This is a genomic window from Mesorhizobium hunchu (genome assembly GCF_040081975.1).
Taxonomy (GTDB): Bacteria; Pseudomonadota; Alphaproteobacteria; order Rhizobiales; family Rhizobiaceae; genus Mesorhizobium; species Mesorhizobium hunchu.
Genome location: NZ_JBEBMG010000013.1, coordinates 81,436 through 104,946 on the forward strand (window position 1 = coordinate 81,436; position 23,511 = coordinate 104,946).

The following is a 23,511-nucleotide window of genomic DNA, read 5'->3' on the forward strand; positions in this document are numbered from 1 at the left end:
GGTGCGGTCGCAGATCTGCGCCGAATGCTGCTGCATTGAATCGATAAGTCCGGCTAAAGGATTGGCCGGGCTTTATTTTGGATGGTTGGACGTCAAGCGGCGCGTTCGTGCTCCCGGACATGTTCGCGACCTTCAGTCCGGTTCGTTCTCGGCGTTCGTGACCTCGGCGCGGGGGTCGCGGGAATCGGCCTTGCCGGTGCGCTGCGCTTCGGCTTCCGTGTCGTCGCGGCGGGCGCGCTCGGCGGCCACCAGTGCCACCGGGACGGTGATATTGGCGACGACGCCGGCCGCGGTGTCGCCGAGCAGCAATTCCTTGCCCGATCGCTGCGCCACCCCCATGACGACGAGCGCCGCGCCCCTGGCGGCCTCCCGGCATATGCTGTCGGCGGCGCCGCGACGCGTGCGCATGTCGGTGCGCACCGGCACGCCGTAGCGTTCGCCAAGGTCGGAGATGTCCTTCAGCGTCGCCTCCTCGTGCCGGTGGGAGAGTGAGGCGTTGCCGGCCTTGCCGGCAAGCGACACGTAGAGCGCGCGCACCGAGGCGCCGTTGGCGCGGGCGATGGCGAAGGCGACGTCGGCTGCGCGGCGCGACACCTCGGTGCCGTTGACCGGGACGAGGATGGTCGAGCGATCGTCGATCGAGGGGATGTTTCTGCCCTTGCCGCGCGGCTTGAAGACGAGGCAGAGCGGGCCGTCGAAGCCGCTGGTCAGCTCGTTGAGCTTCTGTGAATAGGCACCTTTGGGTGTCAGGGCATGGTCGATGCCCACCAGCATCAGATCATAACCCTTGCGCGCTTCATCGGCGATGGTTTCCGGCGTCGCTTCCTTCTCCTTCGGGGCGCTCAGCTGCATCTTGTCGACCGAGAGCTTCTCGCGCTCGCGCGTGGCGGCGGCGCTGATCCCGGCGCCTTCCTTGACGGCGTCGAGGGCTTCCCTGGCGACCGTCTCGATGTCGTTGCGAGCGGTGGTCAGCGGCAGAACTGTCGTCGGCATGCCCTTCGCGCCGCCGAGCAGGCCCGTGAGATAGGCCGTGTAGCGGCCGATGGGGCTTTTGTCCGCCACCAGCAGCAGGCGCTGCAGCTTGGCCACGAAGCCGCGCTCGTCGAGTGCCTCGCGTTCGAGCCTCTCCTTTTCCTTCTCTCCGAGCGGAATGCGGCCGAGCGCCCAGCGCAGCATCGGCGGCATGATCAGCGTCGTCACCACCGCCATTGTCACGATCATGGTGAAGAGGTTCGGGGACAGGATGTTCATCGACAGGCCGATGGTGGCGACGATGACCTCGGTGGAGCCGCGCGCGTTCATGGCGCTGCCGACCGCCATGGCTTCTTTCCAGGAAAGGCGCGCCATGCGGCTGCCAGCGAAGGCGCCGGAGAACTTGCCGACGCTGGCGACGATGACGAGAGCGACGGTCAGCAACGCCAGTTGCGGGCTGGCGAGCACCGTCAGGTCGGCCTCAAGGCCGGCGATGCCGAAGAAGATCGGCATGAAAAGGGCGGTAATCACGCCGCGCAACTGGCTTTCGATACGATCCGACAGGATCGGGGATTCGCCCACCAATATGCCGGCGACGAAGGCGCCGAGCACCGTATGCACGCCCAGCATGTCGGTGATCAGCGCCATGACGCACATGACGACCAGGATGACGGTGATGACGGCGTATTCGCTCAGCAGCGTGTCGTTGGCCCAGCGGATCAGGAAAAAGACGATGCGCCGGCCCAGCGTCAGGCTGAACGCCATGAACAGCAGCACGCCGCCTATGGTTCCGATCAGCGACAGCGGCTCCAGCCGCCCCTTGGTGGCAATGCCGAAGGTCATGGCGATGATGACCCAGCCGATCGTGTCCTCGATGATCGCGGAGGCGACGATCACCTGGCCGAGGTCGCGGCGCATGAAGTTCATCTCGCGCACGATGATGGCGACGATCTTGACCGACGAGATCGACAGCGCCGTTCCGAGGAACAGCCCCACCACCAGGCGCTGGTCGGGCTCCGGCAGCAGCGATTGCGGCAGGACCTGCGCCAGGGCGAAACCGCAGGCGAACGGCACCAGGATGCCCGTCGTGGAGATCGAGACGCAGGCGGCGCCCACCCGGCGCACCAGCCTCAAGTCGGTTTCCATGCCCGTCAGCAGCAGCAGCATGAGGATGCCCACCTGGCCGACCGCCTTGATCATGCTCATCTGGGTTGGATCGCTTGGAAAGATGAGGTGCTGGGCGGACGGCCACAGCCAGCCGAAGAAGGAGGGGCCGAGCAGGATGCCGCCGATGAGCTGACCCATCACGGCGGGTTGGCCAAACCGTTCGAGGATCTCGCCGAAGCCGCGCCCGACGACCAGCAGGAGCAGGATCTGGGCGACGAACATGGCTTCGCTGGCGCCTGAGCCGATCTTGGCGCCTTCCGCGCCCCAGGCGCTCGCCGATGCGAGCGCCAGCGCTGTGCCGAGAAGAACGATAAGCCCACGGACGGGCAGCGTGCCATGATTGTTCGTCTGCATGACCCCTCAATACGCCGAACGGCTTGCCGCATAAACGCATGAAGGGTCGGGAATGTTGCCTCCATGCACAAGTGAAAATTATTCGGCGGAGGCGCGTGTGCCGACAATCGGACGCGCGGTCTTTACGCCGACGAGCCGGCGGGTATGCTGGCGGGCATGGCGGCTGGAGGATTGGCATTGTCGATCGAATTCCTCATCACCACTCTGGTCATCGTCGCATCGCCCGGAACCGGCGCCCTGTTCACCATCGGGGCAGGGCTGTCGCGCGGCGGCCGCGCCAGCCTCGTGGCCGCCTTCGCCTGCACGCTCGGCATCGTGCCGCATCTTCTGGCCGCGCTGACGGGCCTCGCGGCGCTGCTGCACGCCAGCGCGCTGGCCTTCGAGATCGTGAAATACGCCGGCGTCGCCTATCTGCTCTATATGGCGTGGGGGACGCTGCGCGAGCACGGCGCGCTGAAGGTCGAGACGAAGCCGGACGCCCGCAGCGTGCTTCAGGTGGTGCGCGACGGCGTTCTGGTGAACCTTCTCAATCCGAAGCTTTCCATCTTCTTCGTGGCCTTCCTGCCGCAGTTCATCGCGCGCGACGAACCGCATGTCGTGGCGCGCATGCTGGAACTGTCGGGCGTGTTCATGCTGGCCACCTTCGTCATCTTCTCCGTCTATGGCCTGTGTGCTGCGCTGATGCGCGACCGGGTGATCGGCAGCCGGCGCGTCATGACATGGATGCGCCGTTCCTTCGCCGCCTGCTTCGTGGCGCTCGGCGCGCGTTTGGCGCTGCAACAACAATAGGATCGGACCGCTGGCCGGCTTTCAGACACGGTTTTTCATTTCGACCACCGGGGCGCGGCTCTACGAGTTCACGGACGAGGCGCGGCGGTTCGTGCGCGAGGCCGGCGTCGAGACCGGATTGCTGACGGCGTTCGTGCGCCACACGTCCTGCTCCCTGCTCATCCAGGAGAACGCCGACCCGGACGTGCGGCGCGATCTCGACGCCTTTTTCGAGCGGCTGGTGCCGCCCGCCGACGATCCGGCGATGGCCTATCTGGTGCATCGCGACGAGGGGCCGGACGACATGCCGGCGCATATCAAGGCTGCGTTGACGGCGGTTTGCCTGTCGGTGCCGGTCGGCGGAGGAAGTTTGCTGCTCGGAACCTGGCAGGGCCTTTATCTGTTCGAGCATCGCAGCCGGCCGCACCGGCGCGAGATCGTGCTTCACCTGAACTGAGACCCGGCGGACCGGGACCGCTGCGGCAGCCTTCGTTATCTCGCTCGATACATCGTAAGATATATCTTGACATGGTGACGGGTCGATCGTAATTAAGATATATCGTAAGACATATCTAAGGAGTTTCGAATGTTTGGACACAGGCACAAATTCAGGGGCGAGCACCCCTTCATGCACATGGCCGGCCGCTTCGGCGGGCGGGGCGGTTTCGGTCCGTTCGGCGGACACGGCATGCGCGGCGGCGGCGGCCGCGGCGGACCGGGCGACATGCTGCGGGCCGGCCGGATGCTGGGCGACGGCGACCTCAAGCTGATCACGCTCGCGCTGCTTTCGCAGACGCCGCGCCACGGCTACGACATCATCAAGGCGCTCGAGGACATTTCGAGCGGCTTTTACGTGCCGAGCCCGGGCGTCGTCTATCCGACGCTGACCTTCCTGGAGGAGGCCGGCTATGCGGTTTCGGAAATGGACGGCACCAAGAAGGTGTTCTCCATCACCGATGCCGGGCGCGCGCATCTGGAGGAGAACCAGCCGCTGGTCGACCGCGTTCTGGAGCATCTCGAGCGCTTCGGCGCCAAGATGGCCAAGGCGCGGGAATGGTTCGGCTGGGACGATGACGAGGACAGGCGCGGCGCCGGGCGCCGTGGCCACAGTCCGCAGTTCCGCGCCGTGCGCAAGCGGCTGAAGGCCGCGCTCGCCGACATCGCCGAAGGCTCGGACGAGAAGCAGGCCGAAGCCGTCAGTATACTCGACGGTGCGGCGGAAGCCCTGGAGGCGCTGGCGCGGCGCTGATCCCGTCGACAAGGGAATAGGAGAGTAGGGCAGTACGGCAATAGGGGGATGGTGGACAGCAGCCGGACGATCGGCGATTGTTTCCTACTGCCCTACTGCCCTACTGCCCTACTGCCCTACTGCCCTACTCCCCTGTTGTCGCCTTCCCGGTTGCGCAAAGCGTGCCCAAAGGCCATCCTGTTCGCGAGGAGAAGAACCGATGTCCTTTTTGAAACGTCTTTTCGGCGGCGGCGGCTCCGAAGAAGGTACGGCCGAGGCGCAAACCGCCAAACAGGTCGAGCACAACGGCTTCACGATCAGCGCGACGCCCTTCAAGGCCGAAGGCCAGTACCAGACCTGCGGCGTCGTCTCCAAGGAGGTCGGCGGCGTGGTGAAGGAACACAAATTCATCCGCGCCGACCGCTTCGCCGGACTGGACGACGCGGTCGACATCTCGATCCGGAAGGGCATCCAACTGGTCGAGGAACAGGGCGAGAAGCTGTTCGGCTGAGACGTATTGGGCGGCGGGACATTCACGCGATCCCGGAATGACGTCATAGCGTTGTTCGCGTGCTCGGCTCAGCCTCTCGCGACCGGCGTCAGCGTCATCCGGACGACGCCGGAGCGGCGCACGATGGTCAGTTCCGTTTCCGTGTCGATGCGTCCGGCGTCCAAAGCCCTCACGAGGTCGTCCACGCCGGCGATGGCGCGGCCGTCAACCGCAGCGACGATGTCGCCCTGCTTCAGGCCCGCTTTCGCTGCAGGCCCGTTTTCCTCGACCGAGCGCAAACGCACCGCCGTGGTGCTGGCAAGCTGCGCCATCAGCGCCGCGCGGCGAGGCAGGGCCACCGTGTCGGCCGAGACGCCGATATAGGCGCGGCGCACGCGGCCGAAGCGGATGATCTCGGAAATGACGAAATTGGCGGTGTTGGAGGCGACGGCGAAGGCGATGCCCTGCGCGCCGCGGATGACGGCCGTGTTCACGCCCACCGCCTCGCCCGCCGTCGAGACCAGCGGGCCGCCGGAATTGCCGGGGTTGAGGGCGGCATCGGTCTGGATCACGTCGTCGATCAGGCGGCCTGTCGAGGCGCGCATGGAACGGCCGAGCGCCGAGACGACGCCCGCCGTCACCGTCCATTCGAAGCCGAGCGGATTGCCGATGGCGATGGCGATCTGGCCGCGCCGAAGCCGTCCGGAATCGCCGAGCGGGGCGATGTCGGCGAAATGCCCGTCGGCGCGCACCAGAGCGATGTCGGTATCGGGATCGCTGCCGAGGACGCGGCCTTCTGCGACCGCTCCGTCCGGCGTGGTGACGCGCACCCTGCGCGCATCGCCGACGACGTGGAAATTGGTCACGATCAGCCCGTCCGGCGCAATGACGAAGCCGGAACCGTGGCCGCCCGTCTCGCGCCTGTCCGGCACGGCCGCGCGCTCGATGCGGCAGACGGCTGGGCCGATGCGATCGACCGCGTCGGCGACGCTCGCGGAATAGGCGTCGAGCAGGGCGGAATCGTCCGGGTGAGGCAAGGGGGCCGGCAGGGCCATGACGGGATCCGTGCGAAAGTGAATTGCGATGCCTATATGTGCGCAACGCCTCTTCCGGTCGCGACCTCGCCAGATGGTCAGTGCCCAGCTAGCCTTCAGGCGAGTAGGATCGACGGGACGATGCGGCAATATCGGGGGCAGTGGGCCTGACGGCTCAAAACCCCGATGCGGGCAGCGATGCCCAGGAGAACCAGGATGAACGACTTCAATCCCGCCGCCTTTTCCAACGCCGTCGCCGACGTCGCCGAACAGGTCGCGGCGGTCACCGCCAGTTTCGCCACCCATCACGGCCGCACGGCAAGCGCCTTCCACTGGCGCGACGGCCTGTTCGTCGCCGCCGAGGAAACCGTCGAGCCTGACGAACAGGTCGAACTGACGCTCGGCTCGGGCGAAACCGTGCAGGTCGAGCTTGCCGGCCGCGATCCGTCCACCGGGATCGCGCTGTTCAGGCCGGCTACCACGCCGCATCTTCCGTTGCTGCAGAAAGCGGGCGCGGTGCGGCCCGGCAATCTTGTGGTCGCGGCGGGGCGGGACGGCGACAACGAACTGGCGGTGCTCGGCACCGTCGGCGAGGTCGGTCCCGCATGGCGGTCGCTGCGCGGCGGCGCGATCGACCGGCGCATCAACCTTGCCGTGGCGGCCGGCGGCCGGTTCGAGGGCGGGCCGGTGACCGATCTCGGCGGCGCGCTGGTCGGCATGCTCGTGTTCGGGCCGCGCGGGCGCGCGCTGGTCATTCCCTTCGAGACGATCGAGCGCACGGTGGCTGTCCTTCTTGAAAAGGGCCATGTGTCGCGCGGCTATCTCGGCGCCGGCCTGCATCCCGTGCGCGACGGCGAGGTGCGCGGCGCGATGGTGATGAGCCTGGACGATGCCGGGCCTGCAAAATCGGCGGGCCTGGCGCTCGGCGACATCGTCACCGCCTGGAACGGCGAGGCCGTGCGCGGCCCGCGCGAGCTGATCCGCAGGCTGGGGCCAGACAGCGCCGGCACGACCGTCACGCTCTCCGTCGTCCGCGGCGGCGAGGCGCGCGACGTCACCATCACCATCGGCGAAAAACCATTGAGCTGAGAGGACCCATGCTGGCGAGAAACGAACTCGGACACAGGCTGGCGATCCTGATCGTCCTGGAGGATGCGCGGCGGGCGGACCGGCTTGCGGTGTCGCTGTCGGGATCGGAAGACCTCATTCCCATGCTCGCGGGTGAATTGCACACGGACGACGCGGTGGACGTCGCCATCGTCGATGAGGCGGCGGTCGGGCATGTTTCGCTGGAAGGCACGCCGCGGGTGCTGCTTTCCAGCGGGCCAGTGGAGCAGCGGGAGCGCTTTGCCGCCATCCTGCCTGCCGGCGCGGAGCCCGCGCTCATCGCGGCAGCCGCCCGGCTCGCGGCGGCCGGCTATCATATCGTCGCGGGCGCTGCGGCGCGCCGCCAGGACATATCGGTGCCGGCCGATGGCGAGCGCGAACAGGATGGAGCCTATTCCGGCCAGCCGCCCCTTCATCTGTCGCCGCGGGAGGCGGAGGTGCTGGCGCTGCTCGCCGAAGGCGCGCCGAACAAGGTGATCGCCCGGCGTCTCGACATCTCGGTGCACACGGCGAAGTTCCACGTCGCCGCGATCCTCACCAAGCTGGGCGCCGCCAACCGCACCGACGCCATCGCCACGGCCATGCGGCAGGGGCTGGTGCTCGTCTAGCTCGAGCGCGCGGCGACGCAGCGTCAAGCGGCCAGGCCGCGCTTGCGCCTTGCATGGCCCGTTCATGGCGGGCAAGGATGCCTCATCGCAAACGGAGGCTCCGCATGTCGCTCAAGGGAAAGACGCTCTTCATCTCCGGCGGGTCGCGCGGCATCGGGCTGGCGATCGCGCTGCGCGCGGCGCGTGACGGGGCCAATGTGACGATCGCTGCCAAGACCGCCGAGCCGCATCCGAAATTGCCGGGCACCATCTACACGGCCGCCGAGGAAATCGAGGCGGCGGGCGGCAAGGCCCTGCCGCTGGTGTGCGACATCCGCGACGAGGCGCAGGTGGCCGAAGCGGTGGCCAGGACCGCCTCGGCCTTCGGCGGCATCGACATCTGCGTCAACAATGCGTCCGCCATCCAGCTCACCGGCACGCTGGAAACGGACATGAAGCGCTATGACCTGATGAACCAGGTCAATGCGCGCGGCACCTTCCTCGTCTCGAAATTATGCATTGAGCATCTGAAGTTGGCGCAAAACCCTCACATCCTGAATCTGGCGCCGCCGCTCGACATGAAGGCCAAGTGGTTCAAGAATCACGTCGCCTACACGATGGCCAAGTTCGGCATGTCGCTGTGCACGCTTGGCATGAGCGCCGAATTCGAGAAGGACGGCATCGCCGTCAATTCGCTGTGGCCGCTGACGACGATCGACACGGCGGCCGTCCGCAACCTACTCGGCGGCGCGACGGTGGCTGCGATGAGCCGCTCGCCCGAGATCATGGCGGATGCGGCCTACGCGATCTTCAATCGCCCGTCGCGCGAGGCAACCGGCAATTTCTATATCGACGAGGAGGTGCTGCGCGCCGAGGGCGTGTCCGACTTCTCCAGATACGCATCGGATGCGGGAGGACCGCTGGCCGGCGATTTCTTCGTTCCCGATGATGCGTTCGAGCGCACGGATACAAAGGTGACGCGAGCGTTCTAGGCTGCATCGTCGGGGTCCTCAAAGAACAAGGCTCCCCGGCGTAAGCCGGAGAGCCTTGCGTCCCGCTGGAGTCGGGACGGGGCAGGGAACCCCGCCCACGAATCTGGGGAGGAAGACGCCGCGATTCAATAAGCTCGCGGCGTCTCGCCGCTATTGCGCGCTGGCCACCGGCGCCACCAGGGGCGTGATGCGCCTTACCGCCACACGCCGGTTCTCGCGGTTGGCGTCTTCGGTATCGATCTTCAGATACTCCTCGCCGTAACCTTGCGTGGTCAGGTTCTCGGCGGGGATGTTGAAAACGCTGGTCAGGGCCTCCGCAACCGACTGGGCGCGCTCGTCGGACAGGACGAGGTTGGACTCGTCCGACCCGACGGCATCGGTATGGCCTTCGATCAGGAAAGTCTCGGCCGGGTTGTCCTTGAGGATCCTGTTGATGGCGTCGCCAAGGGCTTCCAACTTGTCGACCTGGTTCTCGCCGATCTCCGCCGAGCCGGTGTCGAAGGTGATCGTGTCGAGATCGACACGGCGCACCTTGTCGCGGATGCGGGCCGAATGGACCACCTCGTCGACCGAGTAGATACGTTCGACCGGCTCGACCGGCGGCGCGTCGAGGTAGGTGTAATAGTCGTCCGGTTCGGCCGACTGGGCATCCAGGATGTACTGGTTGGCCGGAATGTCGAGCACCAGCGGCGGAAGGTCCGCGCCGGCATCGACATAGCCGCGCCGGATGTTGCCGTAGTCGTCCTCGGGTACGTAGTAGAGAACGATCTCGCGGTTGTCCGGCATGATGCGCGAGCGCCGCACGATGTCGCCGTCCGCGTTGCGGATGGTGACGACGCGGGCACCGTCATCCTTGACGATGGTGTAGCGGGAGAAGCCGTCCGGCAATTCCTCGACGTAGGAATCGCGGGCATGGCGTTCCAGCCGCCGGTTGGTGCCGCGGTTGTCGACATAGATGTTGTCGCCGTATTTGACGATGACCCTGTTGTCGATCTCCTTGACGACGGTGCCGTCGTCGCGGTCGTGGCGATCCTCGCGGCGCTTGCGCCATTCGTCGCGCCAGCGGTCGCGGTCGATCCGCTTGCCCTGAACGGCTTCCACCGACTCGATGCGGTCATGGCGCCGAATCCTGTCCTGCGCGGCGGAATCCGACTGCGGCAGCGGTCCTGGCTTGCCCTCGGGAGGCTGGTTGCGGGGGCGCTCGCCCCGCTCGTTCTTGCCGCCGCGCTCATGCCTGTTGCCGGCGCGCTTGCCGCTGTCGGTCAAGGGAGCCGCGTTGTCAGGCAGAGGCTGGGCGTTGGGCGTGCCCTTGGGCAGAACCTGAGGCCTGGTGTCTGCCGGCAGTTCGGGTTTGGCGGGCTTGCCGTTGGCCTGATTTCCGGCGGCCGGCTTTTCTCCGGCGGCCTTGCCCTGACCAGGCTGAGGCGGCTGCGGCCTGGCGCCGTCGTCGGGTTGCGCCTGTCCTCCGGGTTGCTCCTGTTGGCCGGGCTGCGCCTGTTGGCCGGGCTGGCCTTCCTGCCGCTGTCCTTTTTCGGGCCGTTCGCCGCGCTTCTTCTTGTCCAGATAATCGCGCAGCTTCTCCTGCTTCGATTCCGGCTGCGAGGCCTGGCTGTTGTCCGGCTGTTGGGCAGGCTCGCCCTTCTGCCCGGGTTTCGGCTTCGGCTGGGGGGTTGCCTCTCCGGTCGAGTCGCCACTCCCGGCCGGCTTGCCGTTTTCAGGCTGCTGCGGCTTCGGTTGCGCCTGCTTTTGCGCGGGCTGCTCGCCGTTCTTCTTCTTGTTCAGATAGTCGCGCAGCTTTTCCTGGCGGGTGGCCGGCTTGGCGCCGTTGTTCTGTTCGCCGGTTGGTGCCGGCTGGGCCTGGGGCGCCGGTTCGGCCTGCTTCTGGCGCTGCTTGCGCGGCTTTGGCTGCTCAGCCTGCGGCTCCGCCTGTTTTTCACGCGCGGGCTGCTCTTTCGCGGCGGGCTGCTGCTGCTGCGCGGGCGCCGGTTCGGCTTGCTTCTGCCGCTGCTTGCGCGGCTTTGGCTGCTCGTCTTGACGGGGCTGCTCGGCTTGCGGAGCGGGCGCCTGCTGCTCGACGGGAGCGGCCTCGCGCTGCTGCTTCTTGCGCTGACCGCGCTCGTTCTGACGTGGCGCGGCGCCTTCATTGTTGTCGTTGTCGCGATGCTGCCGCTTCTTTCCGTGTTGTCCCTGTGCGCAATCCTCGGCGCCCTCCGGGCAATCTGCTTGGATGCGGATGATCGGGCGTGCATCGGACCGCAAGGGGGCTATATCGCCCTGAAGCGGGTATGCGCCAAGCGGCGCGGACGCCATCAAAAGGCCGAGCGCGCTGCCGGCCAATATCCAGGGGTGGCGTTTCATTGAGCGTCTCCTTGTAGCAGTCCCTATCCGGGTCCCAAACCGATTCCCGCCAGTTTGGTTCCTTCCCGGCAGCGGCTAGCGCGGGGACGCGGCAGGTTGCCGGCGCTTTGATGGCGACATCGTGTCGGGCGGCCACGATTGGCGACGCGCTGTCGCAATGGCGTGAGGCGGCGGGCGCATTCGACCCCCGCACTTGACCGGATGGCGACGACGGGCCACATGCGGCCGATGGAGTTGCCGTTCTGGAAAACCAAGACGCTCGAGGAGATGAGTGCGCGCGAGTGGGAATCGCTCTGCGACGGCTGCGGCAAGTGCTGCCTTTCCAAGCTCGAGGACGAGGACACAAGCGAAATCTACTGGACGAGCGTCGCCTGCCGCCTGTTCGACGCGAAGACCTGCCGATGCGCGGACTACGAGAACCGGCTGGCGCGCGTTTCCGACTGCGTGGGGCTGACGCCGGCGAATGTGCGTTCGATTACCTGGCTGCCGCGGACATGCGCCTACAGGCTGGTCGCCGAGGGGCAGGATCTCTACTGGTGGCATCCGCTGGTGTCCGGCAGCCGCGAGACGGTGCACGAGGCCGGCGTCTCGATGCGCGGTCGGGTCCGCGCCAGCGAAACCGATCTCGCCGAGCCGGAGGACTATTTCGACTATGTGCTCGATGAGGAACCCTGAGCGGGGCCGGCCGACCGGCATCGGGGCGTGCCGCATGGCCGCAAAGCGGACACCGGGTTTGACGTTCAAGCCTCCAGGCGATGATGTCGTGGCCTGAACGGCCGATGAACGGGCGGTTCGCGAAGCGTTCAGGCGAGGGGCTGCAGAGTGCGACCATCAACCGGGCGGTCCGCCCGCAACCCGTGGAGAAAACAACATGTTGAGCACCATCCGCACCGTTGCCCTGTCGGCTCTCGTCGGATTAGGCGCGATAGCGTCGGTTCCCGCCATCGCCCATGCGGACGGCATCTACCTCAATCTCGACAATCGCGGCGACCAGCGCTTCGGCGTCTATACGGGCGAGACCGTTCGCGACCGGCATCACCACCGCGACTGGCGCCGTGATCGCGACTGGCGTCGCTCCTGCTCGGCGCGCGACGCGCTGAACAAGGCGCGCCGCATGGGTCTGCACCGCGCCCGCGTCGTCGATGAGGGCCGCCGCACCATCAAGGTGTCCGGACGCAAATTCAACGAGCGCGTCGTGGTGGTGTTCGGCCGCAGGGAAGGTTGCCCCGTCGTCTATCGATGAGTGCCTGCCATCGTTCATCGTTCCTATTCTCAAAGAAAAAACCCCGGAGTGCGATCTCCGGGGTTTTCTTTGTGGCCGCTGGTGAAGGCGGTTATTTGATTTCGAAGGTCACGGTGAGCTGGACCTTGTAGGAGTTTTCGCCAGCCTGGACCGGAACGGCGCCGCCGGCGGCGTCGAACGCCTTGGCGCGCATCGGCATCGGCACCGGCTGGACGTTCTGGTCGGAGATTTCGAGGACTTTGCCGAGGCTGACGCCGGCGGCTTCGGCCAGGGTCTTCGCCTTGGCCACAGCGTCCGCCACCGCCTTCTTGCGGGCCTCCGTCAGGGTCGCGGCCGGGTCCTCGTTGGTGAAGGAGATGTCGCCGCCCTGGTTGACGCCGAGCGACACCGCCTTGTCCAGAATCTCGCCGGTCTTGTCGATGTCGCGGACCCTGACGGAAAGCGTGTTCGTCACCTGGTAGCCGACGAGGTCCGCCTGCTGGGAACCGTCCGGCTTGTTGGAGTAGTTGTAGCGCGGGCTGATCTGGATGCCGGCCGTCTGCAGGTCGCGCTCGGCGACGCCCGCGGATTTCATCGCCGCGATGACGGAGGCCATGGCATCGTTGTCGGCGTCGAGCGCCTCGCGCGCGCTCTTGGCCTCGCGCATCACCGTCAGCGACAGGATCGCCATGTCCGGCGCCACGGTCGATTCGCCTTCGCCGGACACGACGATGCGCGGCGGCAGGGGCTCGGCGGCACGGGCGGCGGCCGGTGCCGCCATCGCCGCGGCGAGTGCGAAAGGCATGGCGGCCAGCGCGAGAGGCAAAAAGGGTTTGGTCATCAAGGTCTCCATGGGATGCGGTCGACGCTTCCGCAACTAGGCGGCGAATATGGCTGAATTGGGCGTGAGGGAGATCATACGCGAAAGCCTTGTACGAACCGACGAAAAACATTATCCAGCCGGCGTGGGGCCTGTAGCTCAATGGTTAGAGCCGGCGGCTCATAACCGCTTGGTTGGGGGTTCGAGTCCCTCCGGGCCCACCATTGTCAACGAATACTGTAGAAACAAATTTCGAGCGGTTCAAAACCAAACCCGAGCGGTTCAAAACCAAGGTTGAGCGGTTCAATCCCTTTGTGCCTTAGATGCGTAGAGTGCTGTTTCCAATATATTTTTTGTCGTGTCTGACTGTGATACGGTGATTTTTTACAAGCCATGATGGCCATCGAGCCTCAATTTTGACGCAATTTGAAGCGGCCGTCAGACAACTAAAAGCGATTCAAAACGACATTCTGTTTTTGACAGAAATCGGTAGATCGGCTCGTCTGGCGCCTTGGTCCTCGCACACGTGTCTGAGTTAGCTCCCACCTCCAGTCACGCTTCGTGCTGGTCGTGTTGAGGCGATATATCCGCTTAATATCGAGAGTGGCCAGTAACGTTCGAGCCCAGACCACTTCCGTGAGAACGGCTGGGATCCGTCGATATGGGTGTTTAGAACCTCAAATTGCCCTGCTGAATGAGATCCCTGCGCATTCGCAGTCCCGGACCGGACACGCCATCGTCCGGAACGAACGTTACGCCAGCCTTCTCGAAGGCATCCTGCAGGCGACGGCGTGATTCAAGCGTGACCGTCTCGTCGTTGCGTTCGATGCGCAGGATGGTGCGCTGACCGACGCCAGAGAGCTTGGCGAGTTCTCGCTGGCCGATGTTCAGGGCGACACGCGCTGCGCGCAGGAGTTCGTTGGGGACATCCATGGCTTCATTCCTAGCGCCCGCCCCGTCGGCACTCCAGATGGCACCGGCGGCAATCCATAGGTGAATCTTTGTGCGGCGTCGTGGACGCCTTAATCGACGTCATGGACGCCGATTGCACGACGCCGTATGTCTGTCCCGCTGATTCCAGCGAATCACAAGGATCCAAGCGCAGCGGATCCTTGGAGACAGACGGAGGATTGCCGATGCTGCTGTTCGACCAGCACGATGAACCCGATGCCGACTTCGTGCGCCAGATGGAGCGGCTCACCGCGCTGGTCGCTGACGTGGAACGCATTCACCATGGCATGCCGCCGGAAGCGATGGCAGGCGAGGATGCTCCGATTCTCGACCGATGGATCCTTGCGAAGAGAGCGGTGCCTTGCCTTGCCGGCCTGTCGACGGGCCATCCAGAGCTTGTCGGCAAGAACCGGTTGATCAATACGTCGGACCTGTGGCTGCTGTCGAAGGATCGTAGCTGGGCACGCACGCTTTCCCGTTGGTATCGGCTTGGCCGCCCTGCTGAGCATTCCGGACTGAATGGCTGAGCCGTGGCCATGGATTCCGGGGATTCGCAGGATCGTCATTTCAGCCGCCGGCTGAAGGCAGCCGTCGAGGGGTTGCACCTGCCGAGCGAGGAAGAGCTGCTGCGCGGCATGGCCTTCTTCCGGGGAGACCTCGGCGAGGATATCCGGGAATATGCCGAACGGCTGTGGCGACGGGTAAGAAAGCGCGGTGATCTTGCGTTCGCATCCCTCGCCGCTGCCCTGGAGGAACTGACCGTCGAGCAGAGCGATGACGGCGTGCGGTCCCTGGTGAAGGCCCTCGATGGCGTGGAAGAGGTAAAGGGCGTCCCCATCGAGGCATGCCGGTTGCGGTGCCGGTTCTATCTCGCCTCCTCCGGGGACTCGAATGCCGCCGCATCGATCGCAGGCGAAACGGCAAGTATCGCGCTGCGGGACATCAATAAACGGGACGATCTTCGCATGGCCGGGCGGGCGTTGGCATGGGCGGTGATGGCGTACTCACTCGCCCATACCGCCAAGGTCGGCAATCTTTATGCCTCGCGCCGATCGCTGGCGCGCATGCTGCAAGGCTACGAACGCGATTTCGAGGGGGCGATCAAGCGCGCGTCGAAAAGGAGGGAGCCAGAGGAGGAGGAACTTTCGGTTGATGACCTGGTGGAGGTCACCGACAACGATACGCTGGACGTTGCCGATAGAGACGGGTCGGTCATCGTTTTCACCTCAATCGGCAACGATGCGACGTCGGAAGGCAAGCGCGTCGTCAAGGAGTTCGAGGCATTCGTGCGGCGTCGCTTGCCACTGCCCGGCACTCCCGACCTTGCCGCCGTGCGAACGCAGATGGCAACGGAGTTTCCCTGGGCCATCTCGATTGCCGACGAGATGCTGAAAGGGCTGGTCGGCAGGGACCATGTGCGTTTGCGGCCAGCCATTCTGCTTGGAATCCCCGGATGTGGCAAAACCCGCTTCGCAAGGCGGCTGGTCGAGGAACTCAGAGTTCCCTACGAACTGGTCTCCTGTGGCGGACTGAGCGACAGTGCACTCGGCGGCACGGCGCGCCGTTGGTCGTCGGGCGAGCCGAGCCTCGCCGTCATGGCCGTGCGTCGCCATGAATGTGCCGGTCCCGCGATCATCCTCGACGAGATCGAGAAGGTGGCAACGAGCCGGCACAACGGCAATGTTCACGACGTACTGGTCGGGCTTCTGGAGAAGGAAACCTCTACCCGCTGGTTCGACCCTTATGTCGAGTCGAACTGCGACCTGTCGCATCTCTCCTGGCTGATGACGGCAAACGAAGTCGACAGCGTTCCGGCTGTCTTGCGCGATAGGTGCCGGATCCTTCGCTTCCCGGAACCCGGGCAGGAACACCTTCCGTTCCTGGCGAGCCGCATCCTCGAGAAGCTCTATCTCGAACAGGGTTACGACCCGCGCTGGGCGACGCCGCTCGAAGGATTCGAGATCGAAGCCCTGGCTCGTGCCTGGACGGGCGGCTCGATCCGCAAGCTGGAACGCCTTGTCGAAACACTCGTGGAAAGTCGTGAACGCCACCGGGAGCCGCAATGAGCGTACCGCAGACTCTCCAACGGAGAAAGGATCAGGGATGACGGCAGCAACACAATCAGCGCCAGGCATGAACGCTCGGCTCGCTCGGCACTTCGTGCGGCGGCTTCGCCGGGAGGCCGAGCGCCGTGCCATCGATGCAGCCGTCGAGGCAGGCTTTCTGCGCGAAGAATTCGTCGACAGTGGTGGCCGCGTTCTCCAGGTCTTTTACCGCGGGTCAGACCTTCCGGACACCGCGTCAGGCCGACAGGTCGTCGCCATGCTGGCGCGCCAGAGGCGCAGGCTGATTGGCGAAAGCTGTCATCCGGTCCTCGGCAATGGCGATATGTTCATTGCCGAAGACGGGTCGGAACCGTCGTCATCAGCCTCCGCCACGAGGATTGCAATCGATCATGCATCTCGGGACCGCGCTGCATCAGCAACGGAGATTGTGCGTGCCGTGCGCGACGCCGCCGAACCGCCCAGGGCATCCGAGGTGGCGTGCCTGCTGCTCGTCGCGCAAGCGGTCGCCAATGGCGAACATGCCGAACGCAAAGTGCTCGACATCCTTCGCCAGCGGCAGCCGATCATCGCCATCCACTGCGGGACGCGGCATTTCGAGACGTGCTTTCTCGATCTCCTGGGACGGGGCCTGATCCTGCCGGGGGAAGTCACCCGCTGCAACGGCTACGATATCGATCGGCGTAGAAACTTCTATTTCCAGAACATGCCTGCCGCGAAATGGCAGATCGTCTGCTTTGCCGGCAAGGACCGGGACATGGACGGCGAAGGATGGCGCGTCGGCCTGGCGGCGCAAGGACCCTACCCAATCCTTGTCGTTTCGGAACGTGACAGGGAGGTTCCGGCAAAGCTCGCAGCCGCCGCACAGCTCAAGCTGGATTGCGGCGACCTCAATGCGGAGATCGTCAGGCAGACCATCGAGGCGGTGCTGGGCAAGCCACCAACAGAAGAATTGGACGACATCGATTTCGGCAGGCTCGACCTTGCCGACCTGTCTATCGCCATCCGGCCGGGCGTGACGCCGTCCTCGGCAGCCGCGACCCTGCGCATTCTTGCCTCCGATCCCGATGACGGCCCGCCCGACGACGACGGGCCAAAAGCGTCCAGCCAATCCAAGGATTCGAACAGAGCCAGTTCGGGCTCATCTGGGCGTGGCAAGGACCATGTCTCCGGAAGTGAGATCGTCCAGCCGAAAGACATCTCGGGCGCCGACAGCAATCGCTTCATCGAGCGCATCGAGACCTTCTCCGGCTGTGACGAAGCCCGCGATTGGGCGCTCTCCCTGGCCGTGGATTTGCCGCTCTGGCAGGCCGGAGAACTTCACTGGGAGGAGATGAGCACAAAGCTCCTGCTTTCCGGTCCTCCGGGCACGGGCAAGACCATGTTCGCCCGCTCGCTCTGCAACTCGCTGCAGATTCCGATGTTCTCGACGTCGATGGCTACATGGCTCGAACCCGCCTATCTCGGCGATGTCGTCAAGCGCATCAAGCGGGCCTTTGCGGAGGCAGTTGCGCATCATCCGGCGATCCTGTTCATCGACGAGATCGACGGCATCGGTCGCCGCATCGATTTTACCCGAGACTACGCCGATTACTGGAACGCCCTGGTCAACTGCCTGCTTGAACTTCTCGACGGTGCGGCACGAACCACCGGGGTGATCGTGGTCGGCGCGACCAACCACCCAGCGATCATCGATCCGGCGCTGCTGAGATCGGGCAGGCTTTCGCCGCACATGAAGATTTCGCCTCCCGATGTCACCGCGCGCATGGGGATCCTGCGGCACCATTTGGGTGGCGATCTCGACACCATCGTCGCCTCCGCGCCGAAGCCGACAGCCCTCCAATCGGAGGAAGATCTTCGCAGCTTCCTCCATACGCTGCCCGACGCGGTCCTGCGAGACCTTGCCGCCAATGGAATCGAGAGCATTGCCTGGAAGGAGGCGCCATGATCCAGTCCGACACTGCTAGACCCAAGGCAGCCACATCCGAAGCTTCCCCGTCCGACGCGGCCATGATCGAGCGCGTGCTTCGTCCTCTTGCCCGCAAGGCGGGCGGGATGACGGGCGCCGACATCAGGGAGATCGTCCAGAACGCCAGGAGGAAAGCCCGACGCGAGAAACGGGCCATCACCTATGACGACATCGAATCCTTGCTGGCGGCGTCGAGGCCGGCGCGGTCCGCGAAACTGTGCCGGCGCATGGCTGTCCACGAGGCTGGGCATGTAATCGCCCGTCTTTATCTCAAGCTCGGCCCGATTATCGAGATCACCATAGACGCGCCGGAGGGCGGCTACACTCTGGGCTCGGTCAGCCAGGACGAGCACACCGAGGAATTCTTCACCGCACATCTGGTTGCCTACCTCGCTGGCCGGGCGGCCGAAGAGGAAATCCTCGGGTCCGCAACATCGAACTCCGGCGGCTCCGAGCAGAGCGACCTCGCCATTGCCACCAACCTCGCCCTCGACATGGAGACGGTGCTGGGCTTCAGCCGCAAATGGCCGCTGCTTTACCGCAAGCCCGGGGACGGCGCCGCAATCCTTGGCGCGGACCTGGAACTCGCCCAGCGTGTCCATGCCCGGTTGGCAACCGCCCACAAGGCCGCCCACGACATCGCCCGTAAGCAGAAGACGGCGCTTCAGTTCCTGGCGAACATCCTGCTGGCTGAAGAAACGCTGGAGGGACCGGACCTTGACGCGGTGCTCGAAAAGGTCAGGCAGAAGATGGTCGACCTTCCGGTGCGACGATGATCCAGACAAAAGGATTCAGCCTGCAAAATCGCTTGTCAACAATTGCGCGAATCCTTCGTGGGTCGCCTTGCCCCAGAATGTCCGCAAATGGATGTCCGACGAAGACAGGCTCATCCATCACCATCGTCCGCCCGATAGACCCCCAACTGGTTCTATGACTATGAAAATCTGGCTGCTCTCCGACCTGCATCTCGAATATGCCGACCTGCGGCAGTCTCTTGCCATTCCCGACGCTGATGTCTGTGTCATGGCCGGAGATCTTTGCCGTGCTCCGGCCAACGGCGTGCATTGGCTCGCCACGCACATCGCCCAAGCCATGCCCTGCGTCTATGTCGCCGGCAACCACGAATTCTACAAGGGCTCGATCAAGGAGGGTCTGGAAGACGGGAAGACAGCAGCGGCGCAATTCCCCAATGTCCATTTCCTCGAGAACGACATCGCAGTCATCGACGGCGTTCGCTTCATCGGCGCCACGCTCTGGACCGACTATCGGATCGAGGGACATCCGGAGGTGGCCATATTCCATGCGCGCGAGCGCATGAACGACTATCGCCAGATCGCCAGGCAGCGAAATCCCTGGCAGCGCTTCGTGCCGGAAACGGCACATCGGATGCACCAGCAGTCGCGCCTGTTCATCGAAACCGCCCTCAAGGCGGATCCGACCAAGACCGTCGTGGTCACGCATCATCTGCCGCATGCGCGGTCCGTCCCGTCGAGATTCCGGGGCGACCTGCTTAACGCCGCCTATGCATCCGACCTGTCCGGCGTGATCGAGAGCGGCCGCCCTGCGCTTTGGGTGCACGGTCATACCCATGACAGCTGCGACTACCGCGTTGGTGACACGCGCATTGTCTGCAATCCGCGCGGCTACGACGATGAGAACAACAAGTTCGAAGCTGGAATGGTGATCGAGGTTTGATGCTGATGTGGGGAAGATTGACCCGCCACAGCCTCTAGCAAAATGATATCGCCTACGACTGCTTTGCGCCCTCCATTAAGACGTTCAGGCAAACTTTGCCTTTAGCCGAAAGCGGATAGTCCGCCTGAGTGAGAAGGTGGCGGCTCTGCACCTCGTAGCAGCAAAGCCGCTATTTCTCACCATCCGTTTCGGATTGCCCCTTTTGAGAAATGTCTTCAGCCGGCCTCCTTTTCGGCTTGGCCAGCTTCAGGATTTTTCTCAACCCATCCAGTTCAGGGAAAGTTTCCTCCGCTTCCTCGTAACCGGCGAAGTATTCGTTAAGCTGGGAGCGCACTTCTGGGGGCACATCCCGTACACAGTTCATCCATGCCGCTCGCCGAGTGCTGACGAATTCAAGAGCTCGTTTCGGATTGCCCGAAAGGAGAGGCATAAGCACTTTGGTGACGGCTGTCTCGGGGCGATCCTCGAGCGGCAACTCGGCGAACACCTCGGGGAAAACCGACATTGCAACATTCAGACCATCGAATATGACCGGCTTGTCAGCGATGCGTTCGAACACATCTCCCGAAAGTGCCTTACGACTGCTTCGGGACAGGGCAGACCAGAATGCGGCGAGTCCATCCAGGTTTTTGGCAGGCTTTTCTTTCGACACGACGATCGCCGAGATGAAATCCGCGAGCGGAGCTCGAAGGCTATTGGGAGGTATCAGACCGTCGAGTTGCTTGCCGCGTGCGAAGAGCAGTTTGCGATTGTAATTGTCATTTTCTAGCGCCTCCTCCCAGTCGGGCGCTGAAATCGATTTGAGATGGCGATCAGCAAGAGCGAGGAGAGCGCTCCATGTCGCTTCTTTCAAATCTGTGATGTCAGCAATCAGCACTGGCGGTACACCAGCGAGATCGATCTGCTCAACTTGCCCGGCAGCCGATTCTCTTCCGACCCGCTTGACCATCGCTTCTACAGCGTCGTCCGCGAAGCGGTCCTTCAAGACCGGGTAGCACTCGATCAGCGTTCCAAGCTGAAGTGCCGGGCAATTCTCTGCGGCAAGGATTTCGGTCAGAACGTCTTTGTACAAGATATGTTTGGGGGTTTTGACGAATGCGGACACCCATTCATCAATGCTGTCATAATCAATGACGAGCTTGGCGATGGTCGCGAGGCTATCGCCAGGCAGCGCTCCGGCATAGCATTCGCTGAACCACGTATGAGCCTCACTGACATCTCCAAAGGGTTCTTTGGATGTCGATGACAGTGCCGGAATCGCGCCGGTTTTTGCGGCAAAGTGAGCAAGCCAGACAGAGTTTGCCACGCTTTGCCAATCTTTGGCCTTGTTGGCTTCGGAAGCATGCCAAGGCAGCGTACCATCGGCCAGCGCAGCCTTGACGTTTGTCCCGATGCCAGCCGCGCCATGTGCAACGGCAGCGATCAGCACTAGATTCTCGAAGTACGTCGAGCGCTCATCCTCTTCATCGAGAACGCCGGCTTGCATTTGCGCCAAGAGTTGGGCGAAGACGGTAACGTTCTCGGGCCCCTTCAGCGCATGCTGAAGCTGTTTCCACACGAAGTGGAAATGATCAGGTGTCTCTTTGCCACACGATGCCAACGCGGTCGCGATTTCGGACGATTTCTGCCGGGCAATGTTGGAGAGGCGAGAGAATGACACATCGACTTCATCGCAATCGAGCGCTACGCCCAAGTAAAACTCCGGCGAGTAAGGAACCGAGATCATGGCCGCCGCTCCTTCGGCGGCATCGTCACCATGTACTTTTTTGATCTCCTGGATGAAACCACCAATGAAGCCGATCCAGGCACGACCGAGATCCTGTGTCAGCTCCTCGGGCAAGCTCTTGCTCAGCCATTCAGCAAATCCCAGCACATGCTGTTTCAGCGAAGCTGCGGGGATGCAGGCAGCAACCTTGAAAAGCTTCTGATGTAACTCCCCGGCAGTTACGTCGATCTTCGCCAAGCTGACAATAGCCTGTACGAAATGTTTGTTGCACAGTTCCCTGATTGAAGGATCCAGCGTCAGTTCACAGTAGTTAGACAAGGCCGCTTCAAAGTCGCTTAGCGACGAAGCTGCCCACTTGGCACAGTGCTGACTGAGAATACGATCGAGCTGGTGGCGAAACCCAGGCGATAAAGCCAACTCCGAAAGACGGTCGCTTTTCGGGTTTCGCAAGGCGGCCGTGATATCCCGCTCAAGCAGCACTTCCAAGGCGACGTCAGGCTCGACATTGTAAGCAAGAGCGGCCAATTCGCTGTCAAGCTCATCCGTAACAGCAAAATGTCGGTAGCGGGCATGAATTGTCTGCGGGTTTTGGAGCGATCTCGGATCATGCTCCAGTACAGACCGATGCAGAACGAATATCGCTATCGCCTCGATGGAAATCCGGCCGTACCATTGAAGCCAGAGCATACCAACATCGTTGACAAAAGACTTGACCTGTCTGGGTGTCGGATTGGTGCCCTTCTCGGTAAGGAATTCATCGAGTATCTGAAACAGCCTATACTTTTGCCCGCCGTCAAACTGATCAGGCAATGCCGCTTCCAGACACTTTTCGAAAAACGCCTCCACATCAGAGGTCACGGGGGGCGCAACTGTTACGATTGCGCTGAACGTTTTTCGGAATACATCTTCACGCTCATAGACGGTTACCGGATCAATCTTTCCATCTTCCCGTCTGCCGCCTTCGCTAGCCTTTGAGCTGTCAAATACAGACAGGATGTGGGCTCGATCGTACGGCACTACGGCGGTCACGACGGCCTCGGCCGGTTTGGTTCGAGAACTGTCTCGGGAAAAGACGGATCTGACGTTCGACCACATGTCCTGAATGAGGTCGGCAGGTAGGCGATCGATGTTGTCGAAAACAAAGATTACACGTCTGCCCGCACGCTGCACGGGCGAGAGGATTTCAGTGAAAATCTGATGAAATTCGTACTTTGTCGGATCGCCGTCCCGGATTGTCTCCGTGACAGTATCTTTTTCCGACTTTCGAACAAACAAGGAGAAACTACGGTCCAGTGCCTTTCGCAGCGACCCTTTATTCCTCCACAACCAGCAAGTCTGGATGATAAATCCGATAACGACAATGCCGATAACGGCAACCGCGGCCCAATGGCCGTAATCAAGGAATACCTGGAAGAGCCAGGGAAGGTCTCCCTGAGGTCCCCCTGGATATACGCTTGTCCCCGCGCTGCTCCTATGTAGATTCGCGGAGAAAGGGCTTAACCAGAGTACCAGGAATGGCAGAAGGAAGAGCGCGCTAATCAATATGTACCCGAAAATCGAGTATTCGCGCTCGTTTTCGGTTTCGACGATTTTCGTCTTCCCTTGGACGCGCTTCGTCAATTTGTCATATTTTTTTGGCGGAAGATGCGGTTTCGACCAACCCAGAAATTCTTCGAGGAATGCTCGCCGGAACTCGACGCTCTGCGAAGCCCAGAGATCGAACGTGAAAAATGCAAACTTCTCGGAATACTTTGCTTCCAGTTCTTTTTCGGCGATAGTGACAACGTTCGTCTTCCCGCTACCCCATCTTCCTTCTAGGCAGAATCGACATTCATCGCATCCACAGCATTGCGGCGGCGAGTTGCAGGAAGCTTAGGAAGTAGGCCGCGCGGCGGTCGAAGCGTGTGGCGATGCGTCTGAAGTGCTTGAGCTTGTTGAAACAGCGCTCGATCGTGTTACGGACCTTGTAGGCCTCGAAGTCGTAAGGGATCGGCGTCTTTCGGGTCGG

Annotated in this window: 20 protein-coding genes, 1 tRNA gene and 1 pseudogene; 16 read left to right on the forward strand and 6 right to left on the reverse strand. The window is 63.2% G+C overall.

The genetic code is table 11. From position 1 onward, the window contains the following. Window positions 1–132: 132 nt before the first annotated feature. Entirely contained in the window at window positions 133–2,493 is a 2,361-nt protein-coding gene (locus ABMA46_RS18930; protein ID WP_349001565.1) for a cation:proton antiporter domain-containing protein, read from the reverse strand. Window positions 2,494–2,670: 177 nt separating this feature from the next. Between ABMA46_RS18930 and ABMA46_RS18935 the strand changes: the two genes are divergently transcribed. The 4 genes from ABMA46_RS18935 (at window position 2,671) to ABMA46_RS18950 (ending at window position 5,000) form a co-directional block, all read left to right on the forward strand. After that, window positions 2,671–3,282: a LysE family translocator gene (locus ABMA46_RS18935; protein WP_349001566.1), complete on the forward strand. Its 612-nt coding sequence runs from the start codon at window positions 2,671–2,673 to the stop codon at window positions 3,280–3,282. Between the two features lie 10 nt (window positions 3,283–3,292). Continuing rightward, on the forward strand, window positions 3,293–3,718 hold the full coding sequence (locus ABMA46_RS18940) for a secondary thiamine-phosphate synthase enzyme YjbQ (protein ID WP_349001585.1): 426 nt from the start codon (window positions 3,293–3,295) through the stop codon (window positions 3,716–3,718). 129 nt (window positions 3,719–3,847) lie between these two features. Next, window positions 3,848–4,510 carry a PadR family transcriptional regulator gene (locus ABMA46_RS18945; RefSeq protein WP_349001567.1) on the forward strand — a complete coding sequence of 221 codons (663 nt, stop codon included), beginning with the start codon at window positions 3,848–3,850 and terminating at the stop codon, window positions 4,508–4,510. A 199-nt stretch (window positions 4,511–4,709) separates the two neighbouring features. Continuing rightward, a complete protein-coding gene (locus ABMA46_RS18950) occupies window positions 4,710–5,000 on the forward strand; it encodes an HlyU family transcriptional regulator (protein WP_349001568.1) in 291 nt (96 codons plus the stop codon). 68 nt (window positions 5,001–5,068) lie between these two features. Here the strand turns inward: ABMA46_RS18950 and ABMA46_RS18955 are convergent, their stop codons facing one another. Continuing rightward, complete coding sequence (locus ABMA46_RS18955) at window positions 5,069–6,034, reverse strand: S1C family serine protease (RefSeq protein WP_349001569.1); 966 nt, start codon at window positions 6,032–6,034, stop codon at window positions 5,069–5,071. A gap of 195 nt (window positions 6,035–6,229) precedes the next feature. Between ABMA46_RS18955 and ABMA46_RS18960 the strand changes: the two genes are divergently transcribed. From ABMA46_RS18960 to ABMA46_RS18970, 3 genes are all read left to right on the forward strand, one after another. Next, window positions 6,230–7,102, forward strand: coding sequence for a S1C family serine protease (locus ABMA46_RS18960; protein ID WP_349001570.1), 873 nt, complete (start codon window positions 6,230–6,232; stop codon window positions 7,100–7,102). An 8-nt stretch (window positions 7,103–7,110) separates the two neighbouring features. After that, entirely contained in the window at window positions 7,111–7,728 is a 618-nt protein-coding gene (locus ABMA46_RS18965; protein ID WP_349001571.1) for a helix-turn-helix transcriptional regulator, read from the forward strand. 104 nt (window positions 7,729–7,832) lie between these two features. After that, window positions 7,833–8,699, forward strand: coding sequence for an SDR family oxidoreductase (locus ABMA46_RS18970; protein ID WP_349001572.1), 867 nt, complete (start codon window positions 7,833–7,835; stop codon window positions 8,697–8,699). A 150-nt stretch (window positions 8,700–8,849) separates the two neighbouring features. Here ABMA46_RS18970 and ABMA46_RS18975 read toward each other — a convergent pair whose 3' ends face one another. Next, on the reverse strand, window positions 8,850–9,965 hold the full coding sequence (locus tag ABMA46_RS18975) for an OmpA family protein (RefSeq protein WP_349001573.1): 1,116 nt from the start codon (window positions 9,963–9,965) through the stop codon (window positions 8,850–8,852). Window positions 9,966–10,178: 213 nt separating this feature from the next. Between ABMA46_RS18975 and ABMA46_RS18980 the strand changes: the two genes are divergently transcribed. The 3 genes from ABMA46_RS18980 to ABMA46_RS18990 all read left to right on the forward strand — a co-directional run bounded on the left by ABMA46_RS18980 (window position 10,179) and on the right by ABMA46_RS18990 (window position 12,300). Beyond that, entirely contained in the window at window positions 10,179–11,060 is an 882-nt protein-coding gene (locus ABMA46_RS18980; RefSeq protein WP_349001574.1) for a hypothetical protein, read from the forward strand. Window positions 11,061–11,285: 225 nt separating this feature from the next. Further along, window positions 11,286–11,732 carry a YcgN family cysteine cluster protein gene (locus tag ABMA46_RS18985; protein WP_349001586.1) on the forward strand — a complete coding sequence of 149 codons (447 nt, stop codon included), beginning with the start codon at window positions 11,286–11,288 and terminating at the stop codon, window positions 11,730–11,732. A gap of 196 nt (window positions 11,733–11,928) precedes the next feature. After that, window positions 11,929–12,300, forward strand: a complete 372-nt coding sequence (locus ABMA46_RS18990) for a hypothetical protein (RefSeq protein ID WP_349001575.1) — start codon at window positions 11,929–11,931, stop codon at window positions 12,298–12,300. A gap of 91 nt (window positions 12,301–12,391) precedes the next feature. On the opposite strand, the gene ABMA46_RS18995 is transcribed toward ABMA46_RS18990, so the two are convergent. After that, the gene (locus tag ABMA46_RS18995) at window positions 12,392–13,120 is read right to left on the reverse strand and encodes an SIMPL domain-containing protein (protein ID WP_349001576.1); all 729 of its coding nucleotides are present in this window, start codon (window positions 13,118–13,120) and stop codon (window positions 12,392–12,394) included. A gap of 127 nt (window positions 13,121–13,247) precedes the next feature. Between ABMA46_RS18995 and ABMA46_RS19000 the strand changes: the two genes are divergently transcribed. Then, a tRNA-Ile gene (locus ABMA46_RS19000) sits at window positions 13,248–13,323 on the forward strand. Window positions 13,324–13,768: 445 nt separating this feature from the next. Here ABMA46_RS19000 and ABMA46_RS19005 read toward each other — a convergent pair. Beyond that, entirely contained in the window at window positions 13,769–14,032 is a 264-nt protein-coding gene (locus tag ABMA46_RS19005) for a helix-turn-helix domain-containing protein (RefSeq protein ID WP_349001577.1), read from the reverse strand. 203 nt (window positions 14,033–14,235) lie between these two features. On the opposite strand from ABMA46_RS19005, the gene ABMA46_RS19010 reads away from it, so the two are divergent. The 5 genes from ABMA46_RS19010 to ABMA46_RS19030 all read left to right on the forward strand — a co-directional run bounded on the left by ABMA46_RS19010 (window position 14,236) and on the right by ABMA46_RS19030 (window position 19,777). Then, entirely contained in the window at window positions 14,236–14,577 is a 342-nt protein-coding gene (locus ABMA46_RS19010) for a DUF6634 family protein (RefSeq protein WP_349001578.1), read from the forward strand. Window positions 14,578–14,586: 9 nt separating this feature from the next. Then, entirely contained in the window at window positions 14,587–16,116 is a 1,530-nt protein-coding gene (locus tag ABMA46_RS19015) for an AAA family ATPase (RefSeq protein ID WP_349001579.1), read from the forward strand. 436 nt (window positions 16,117–16,552) lie between these two features. Next, window positions 16,553–18,061, forward strand: coding sequence for an AAA family ATPase (locus ABMA46_RS19020; protein ID WP_349001580.1), 1,509 nt, complete (start codon window positions 16,553–16,555; stop codon window positions 18,059–18,061). Beyond that, window positions 18,058–18,858 (forward strand): ATP-dependent metallopeptidase FtsH/Yme1/Tma family protein, encoded by an 801-nt coding sequence (locus tag ABMA46_RS19025; protein WP_349001581.1) that lies wholly within the window; start codon window positions 18,058–18,060, stop codon window positions 18,856–18,858. Before ABMA46_RS19020 ends, ABMA46_RS19025 begins: the two co-directional genes overlap by 4 nt. Window positions 18,859–19,018: 160 nt before the next feature. Continuing rightward, window positions 19,019–19,777: a metallophosphoesterase gene (locus ABMA46_RS19030; RefSeq protein WP_349001582.1), complete on the forward strand. Its 759-nt coding sequence runs from the start codon at window positions 19,019–19,021 to the stop codon at window positions 19,775–19,777. A 169-nt stretch (window positions 19,778–19,946) separates the two neighbouring features. Here the strand turns inward: ABMA46_RS19030 and ABMA46_RS19035 are convergent. Next, window positions 19,947–23,318 (reverse strand): annotated as a pseudogene (locus ABMA46_RS19035) (P-loop NTPase fold protein); the annotation flags it as partial. Window positions 23,319–23,511 lie beyond the last annotated feature (193 nt).